5 protein-coding genes and 1 pseudogene are annotated in these 6,144 nt (G+C 58.3%); 2 read left to right on the top strand and 4 right to left on the bottom strand.

What is annotated here, in order from left to right:
- Positions 1-542 (top strand): ABC transporter permease subunit (locus tag DBR30_RS21985; protein WP_258224376.1); only part of this gene is annotated, 542 nt, incomplete at its 5' end.
- Positions 529-1,224, top strand: coding sequence for a thiamine ABC transporter ATP-binding protein (thiQ, locus tag DBR30_RS09815; RefSeq protein WP_108588323.1), 696 nt, complete (start codon positions 529-531; stop codon positions 1,222-1,224). The genes DBR30_RS21985 and thiQ, both read left to right, overlap by 14 nt.
- Positions 1,225-1,306: 82 nt before the next feature.
- Here thiQ and DBR30_RS09810 read toward each other — a convergent pair whose 3' ends face one another.
- The 4 genes and pseudogenes from DBR30_RS09810 to DBR30_RS09795 form a co-directional block, all read right to left on the bottom strand.
- Positions 1,307-2,677 (bottom strand): PhoH family protein, encoded by a 1,371-nt coding sequence (locus DBR30_RS09810; protein ID WP_108540904.1) that lies wholly within the window; start codon positions 2,675-2,677, stop codon positions 1,307-1,309.
- Positions 2,678-2,897: 220 nt separating this feature from the next.
- Complete coding sequence (locus DBR30_RS09805) at positions 2,898-3,581, bottom strand: TSCPD domain-containing protein (protein WP_064337293.1); 684 nt, start codon at positions 3,579-3,581, stop codon at positions 2,898-2,900.
- Between the two features lie 10 nt (positions 3,582-3,591).
- Positions 3,592-5,739, bottom strand: coding sequence for an adenosylcobalamin-dependent ribonucleoside-diphosphate reductase (locus DBR30_RS09800; RefSeq protein ID WP_108540903.1), 2,148 nt, complete (start codon positions 5,737-5,739; stop codon positions 3,592-3,594).
- A gap of 211 nt (positions 5,740-5,950) precedes the next feature.
- Positions 5,951-6,144: pseudogene (locus tag DBR30_RS09795) on the bottom strand (pullulanase); the annotation flags it as partial.

Genomic DNA, 6,144 nt, shown 5'->3' with positions numbered 1-6,144 from the left:
ACCTAAAGGTGCGCACCCGCCAGCGGCGAGCTGCCGCCCTGTGGGAGGCCTGCGGTTCGATGATCCTGATGCTCCCGGCGGTGGTGCTCTCTACCGGTCTCTTTATCCTGTTTATGCCGTTCGCTGATGTGTTCGCCCTCGGCCCCTGGCTGGTGGTGCTGGTCAACGCCCTGATGGCGCTACCCTACGTGCTGCGCACCCTCTCAGCGCCCATGCAGCTGGTGGTGCGCCAATACGACCGGCTGGCGGACAGTCTGGGGGTACGTGGCCTGCATCGCCTGCGACTGGTGGAGTGGCCGCTGCTGCGCCGCCCGCTAGCACTGGCGATGGCGCTGTCGATGATCCTCTCGCTGGGGGATCTCGGCGCCATCGCCATGTTTGGCAGTCAGGAGCTCACCACCCTGCCCTGGCTGCTCTACCAGCAGCTCGGCAGCTATCGATTGACCGAGGCAGCCGCCACCGCTCTGCTGCTGCTGACACTCTGTTTCTCCCTGTTCTGGCTGGTGGAACGGGGGCTTGGAGGAAAACATGCTGAGCATTGATACGCTGGTGACCAGCTACCCCGACTGGCGCGTCAGCTTCAGCGCGACCCTGCCCAAGGGAGAGATCACCGCACTGATCGGCCCAAGCGGCGCAGGCAAGTCGACCCTGCTCGGGATGATCGCAGGCTTCGTGCCGGTGGAGTCAGGCCGCCTCAGCTTCGATGGCGAAGATCTGCTGCCGTTGGGCCCGGCCGAGCGACCAGTCACCACCCTGTTTCAGGATCACAACCTCTTCCTGCACCTGTCGGTGTTCGACAATATCGCCATCGGCCTGCATCCGGGGCTGCGCCTGAGTGCCGCCCAGCGGGCACAGGTTATCGATGCAGCCGCGCGGGCTGGTCTTGGCGAGATGCTAAACCGTCTGCCGGAGCAGCTCTCCGGCGGCCAGCAGCAGCGGGTCGGGCTGGCTCGCGCGTTGGTGCGCGGCAAACCGCTGCTGCTGCTGGATGAGCCCTTCTCTGCCCTCGATCCCGCCCTGCGCCGAGAGATGCTGGCGGAAGTGGCCCGCCTCGCCTGCGAGCAGGGCATTACCGTACTGATGGTCTCCCACAATCCGGAGGATGCCCAGCTCATCGCCGATCAGGTGCTGTTTGTCGACGAAGGGCGCATCGCCCTGCAAGGCAAGCCGGATATTCTGCAAAACAGCGACCACCTGGGGCTGCTGCGCTATCTTGGACAGTGACCCAAGGACACTGAACTGGTGACGGGATCAAAAAAGGGAAGCCAAGTGGCTTCCCTTTTTCATATGAAGATAGTCAGCTAAATCAGAGATTTTCCTCGGCGAACGAAGCCAGTCGGCTGCGCACCACGCCATTGAGGAAGATGTTGGCACTGCCGTCAAAATCCTTGAAACGCTCGACGATGTAGGTGAGACCCGAGGTCACCGGGCTCAGGTAGTTGGAGTCGATTTGGGCCAGGTTGCCAGAGCAGACGATCTTGGTGCCTTCGCCGCAGCGGGTGATGATGGTCTTGATCTGGGATGCGGTCAGGTTCTGGCATTCATCCAGCAATACGAAGGTGTTCTGGATGCTGCGCCCGCGCATGAAGTTGACCGATTTGAACTGGATATTGGCCTTCTCCATGATGTAGCTGAGCGAGCCGCTCATGTTCTCGTCCTGCTTATGCAGCACCTCCAGGGTGTCGGTCACCGCCGCCAGCCAGGGCATCATCTTCTCCTCTTCGGTGCCGGGCAGGAAGCCGATGCTTTCGGCAATTTCCGGGGTATTCCGAGTGACGATCACCTTCTCGTAAATGCCCTTCTCAATCACCAGCTCCAAGGCCGCCGCCATTGCCAGCAAGGTTTTACCGCAACCGGCCGGGCCAGTCAGGATCACCAGATCGATGTGCGGATCGAGCAGTGCATCCAACGCCATCCCCTGATAGACGTTCTTGGGATGTACACCCCACGCCTTGCGGGACATCAGTCGCTCGCGGCCCAGATCCTTGATGCGGATCTTGCTGCCATCGTGGCTGAGCACCCGGGAGGCGAAGAAATTCTCTTCATCCACCAGATACTGGTTTACATGAACCCCTTCCAGCAGATTGGCATCAATCACATGGATGGTGTCGCGACCATGGGTCTCGCTCTCGCACTCGCCGACGCGCTCCCAGAAGCTGCCGGGCACCACCTGAAAACCCTTGGCCAGCAGGCGGATATCGTCGATCAGCTGGTCGCTGCGATAATCCTCGACGTGGGCAAGACCGGCCCCCTTGGCCTTGAGGCGCATGTTGATGTCTTTGGTGACCAGCACCACCTGACGCTTCAACTCATGCTTTTGCAGATAGAGGGCCGCGTTGATGATGCGGTTGTCGGCCTCCTTGTCGGTAAAGACCTCGGCATCCTGCGGCAGATGGTGATCGCTGAAGATGCAGATATTGCCGCTCGCTTCGCCAGCCAGCGGCACGCCCTGGGTGATCTGATCCGGGGTTGCATCGCGGAACACATCTTCCAGCGCACGAATGGCCACCCGCGCGTCGCGGCTGACATCCTTGTTGCGATCCTTGATGTTATCGAGCTCTTCCAGCACCGTCATGGGGATGAGCACGTCGTGCTCTTTGAAGGAGTAGATAGCGAGGGGTTCGTGAAGCAGAACGTTGGTATCCAGGATAAACAGCTTTCGGTCCGTATTGTCCATAAGCATCCTCCTTGGCACTGAAGGGCCACGTGTGTGAATCTCAGATGTCATTGAAACCACACGGCCGTGACAGTTTTATTACCCTCAACGCTACGCCCGATTTTACTATCGCGCAACAAATCACTGGGCCGTCTGATTTGATTGCGCATAAAAACAGCAATAAAAAGACCGGCACTGTGGCCGGTCTTTTCTCTATCGTTCAACTACTTGGGCCTGTCTGTCAGCCGCACTTGGAGTCGCCGCAGTTGAGGCAGGTCATGCAGCCATCCTTCAGCACCAGCGCCTTGGTGTGGCACTTGTAGCAGAGCGCGGCATTGGCCGGAAAACCACTGCTCGCCTGCTGCTCTTCAGCCTCCTGAGCGGCTTTCAACTCGGCCTGCTTCTCGGCCAGAAATGCCTGCTGATGCTCGTCCAACCCCGGCGCCTTGAGCATGCCTATCTCGGTGAGATGGCTCTCGATCACGTTCCCAATTTCGGCGATCAGCGACGGCACATACTTGCCCTTGTTCCAGTAACCTCCCTTGGGATCGAATACGGAACGCAGCTCCTCCACCAGGAAGGTGACATCCCCACCCTTGCGGAATACCGCCGAGATGATGCGGGTTAGCGCCACGATCCACTGATAGTGCTCCAGGCTCTTGGAGTTGATGAAAATCTCGAACGGACGGCGAGTTTCGTGAACCGTGCCCTCGTTGAGAATGATGTCGTTGATGGTGATGAACAGTGAGTGCTCGGAGACATGCTCCGGCGTCTTCAACTTGTAGGTGGTTCCCATCAGCCGCTCCGGGCGCAGCACGGTTTCGTGCATATGCACTACGTCATCCTGCACAGAGAGATCTTCTTGCGGCTCATCCTTGGTACGCACCTTGTAGGCGACGATTTTCTTGTCGATCTTCTTGACCATAATGTCGTTCTCAGAATTTACCGTAATAGCCTTCTTTCAAGGCGTCGTAGAGGTTGGCGGCCGTATGCAGCTCGCCATCGTATTCGATCTCTTCGTTCCCCTTGACGGAGATGACGGAGCCATCCTCCAGGGTGAAATCGTACAGGGTGTTCTCCAGATCCTTCTCCTTCACCAGCACGCCCTGGAAGGCCTCCGGATTGAAGCGGAAGGTGGTGCAGCCCTTGAGGCCAGAATCCGAGGCATACATGTAGATGTCCTTGAACTGCTCGAACGGGAAATCGGTTGGCACGTTGGCAGTCTTGGAGATGGAGGAGTCGATCCAGCGCTGGGCCGCAGCCTGAATGTCCACATGCTGCGCCGGGGTGATGTCATCAGCAGTAATGAAGTAGTCCGGCAGACGGCTCGCCTCATCATCGGCATAGGGCATGGCGGACGGATTAACCAGCTCACGATAGGCCAGCAGCTCGAAGGAGTAGACATCCACGCTCTCCTTGCTCTTCTTGCCCGGCTTGATAACGTTGCGGCTGTAGTGGTGGGCAAAGCTCGGCTCGATGCCGTTGCTGGCGTTGTTGGCCAGAGACAGCGAGATAGTGCCGGTGGGTGCAATACTGCTGTGGTGGGTGAAACGCCCACCCACTTCGGCCAGCTCGGCGACCAGCGCAGGATCTACCTCGGCAACCTGCTGCATATAGCGGCTATAACGCGCATGCAGCACCTTGCCCTTCACCTTGTCACCCACCTTGATGCCATCAGCCGCTATTTCCGGGCGCAGACGCAGCATCTTGCCGGTTACTTCGAACTCCTGCTCCATGATGGGGGCAGAGCCCTTCTCCTTGGCTAGACGCAGGGACTCCTGCCAGCCGGTCATCGCCAGCTCCTGGGATACCTGCTCGGTAAAGGCCACGGATGCCGCAGAGCCGTACTTGATCTGCAGCATGGTGAGGGTCGAACCAAGCCCCAGGAAGCCCATGCCATGCCGGCGCTTGGCAGTGATCTCCTCGCGCTGTTTGGCCAGCGGCAGTTGGTTGATCTCCACCACGTTGTCGAGCATGCGAGTAAAGATGGCCACCACCTTGCGAAACGCCTGCCAATCGAACGCCGCGTTTTCAGTAAAAGGGTCGCGCACAAACTTGGTCAGATTGACCGAGCCCAGCAGACAAGCACCGTAGGGCGGCAACGGCTGCTCACCACAGGGGTTGGTCGCGCGGATCTCTTCACAGAACCAGTTGTTGTTCATCTGGTTGACCTTGTCGATCAGGATGAAGCCGGGCTCTGCATAGTCATAGGTGGAGGTCATGATGACATTCCAGAGCTTGCGGGCTGGCATGGTCTTGTAGACCTTGCAGGCGACCTGCCCCAACTCGTTGAATACAACCCCTTCCTTGTTGGGCCAGTCGGCCCATAGCACCTGAGCAGGATCGTCCAGCGCAATGCCATCCTGCTCTACCTCTTTGGCGGTGTAGGGGAAGATCAGCGACCAGGGAGCATCCTCTTTCACCGCCTTGACGAAATCTTCGGTGATGAGCAGAGAGAGGTTGAACTGGCGCAGACGGCCATCTTCGCGCTTGGCCTGAATAAACTCGATCACATCGGGATGACGGATATCCATGGTGCCCATCTGGGCGCCACGACGGCCACCTGCTGACGAGACGGTGAAACACATCTTGTCATAGATATCCATAAAGGAGAGCGGGCCGGAAGTGTAGGCACCGGCACCGGAGACAAAGGCACCGCGCGGGCGCAGGGTCGAGAAGTCATAGCCGATACCGCACCCGGCTTTCAGGGTCAGACCGGCCTCGTGCACCTTGCCGAGGATATCGTCCATCGAATCTTCGATGGTGCCGGAAACAGTACAGTTGATGGTTGAAGTCGCAGGCTTGTGCTCAAACGCCCCGGCGTTGGAGGTGATGCGGCCCGCCGGAATGGCCCCATTGCGCAGCGCCCACAGGAACGGCTCATACCAGGCCTCAGGCTCCAGCTCCTGCTCTGCCAACGCACGGGCTACCCGCTGGTAGGTCTCATCGATAGAGCTGTCGATGGGAGTGCCATCCTTGCTCTTGAGGCGATACTTGCTATCCCAGATCTCGAGGGACGTTTCCTGCATGGGGATAAGGCGGGAGCCAAGCTCACTCTCCAGCACCGGGTTCGATTTAGCCATTTTCAATCAACCTTATGTGAATGCATCGACATCATGACAACAGCAGAAAACACAACTAATGGTGCCATCTAAAATTAATGACACAACATATAGTACACCTGATGCCATGAGGGCGCCGATTCTAACCTAAAAAAATGCCCCGGCCAGCAGATTTCTGGGCCGAGGCACTTAACTGATTAATTTACTGAGAGATTTAACACTCAGAGATAGATCAGGGCTTCTTGACGTATACCGTCGGTGTTTCACCCGCCATATTCAGATAGAACTCGTAGACGCCATCGGCATCCGGTGAGAACTTCATGTCCTCATACTTGGAACAGGGGTTGACCGGCACAGCCTCACCACCCAGTACGGCAACACCATCACTCGGGCTCTTGTAGCCAAAGTTGGTACCGCAGCTCCAGC

The sequence above is a fragment of the Aeromonas sp. HMWF017 genome (genome assembly GCF_003061465.1).
Lineage (GTDB): Bacteria > Pseudomonadota > Gammaproteobacteria > Enterobacterales > Aeromonadaceae > Aeromonas > Aeromonas veronii.
This window is presented reverse-complemented; position numbering and strand designations above follow the sequence as displayed.

Coding starts and splice junctions, on each gene's coding strand:
- DBR30_RS09800 (WP_108540903.1), bottom strand. CDS start 5,739: ATGGCTAAATCGAACCCGGTGCTGGAGAGTGAGCTTGGCTCCCGCCTT.
- thiQ (WP_108588323.1), top strand. CDS start 529: ATGCTGAGCATTGATACGCTGGTGACCAGCTACCCCGACTGGCGCGTC.
- DBR30_RS09810 (WP_108540904.1), bottom strand. CDS start 2,677: ATGGACAATACGGACCGAAAGCTGTTTATCCTGGATACCAACGTTCTG.
- DBR30_RS09805 (WP_064337293.1), bottom strand. CDS start 3,581: ATGGTCAAGAAGATCGACAAGAAAATCGTCGCCTACAAGGTGCGTACC.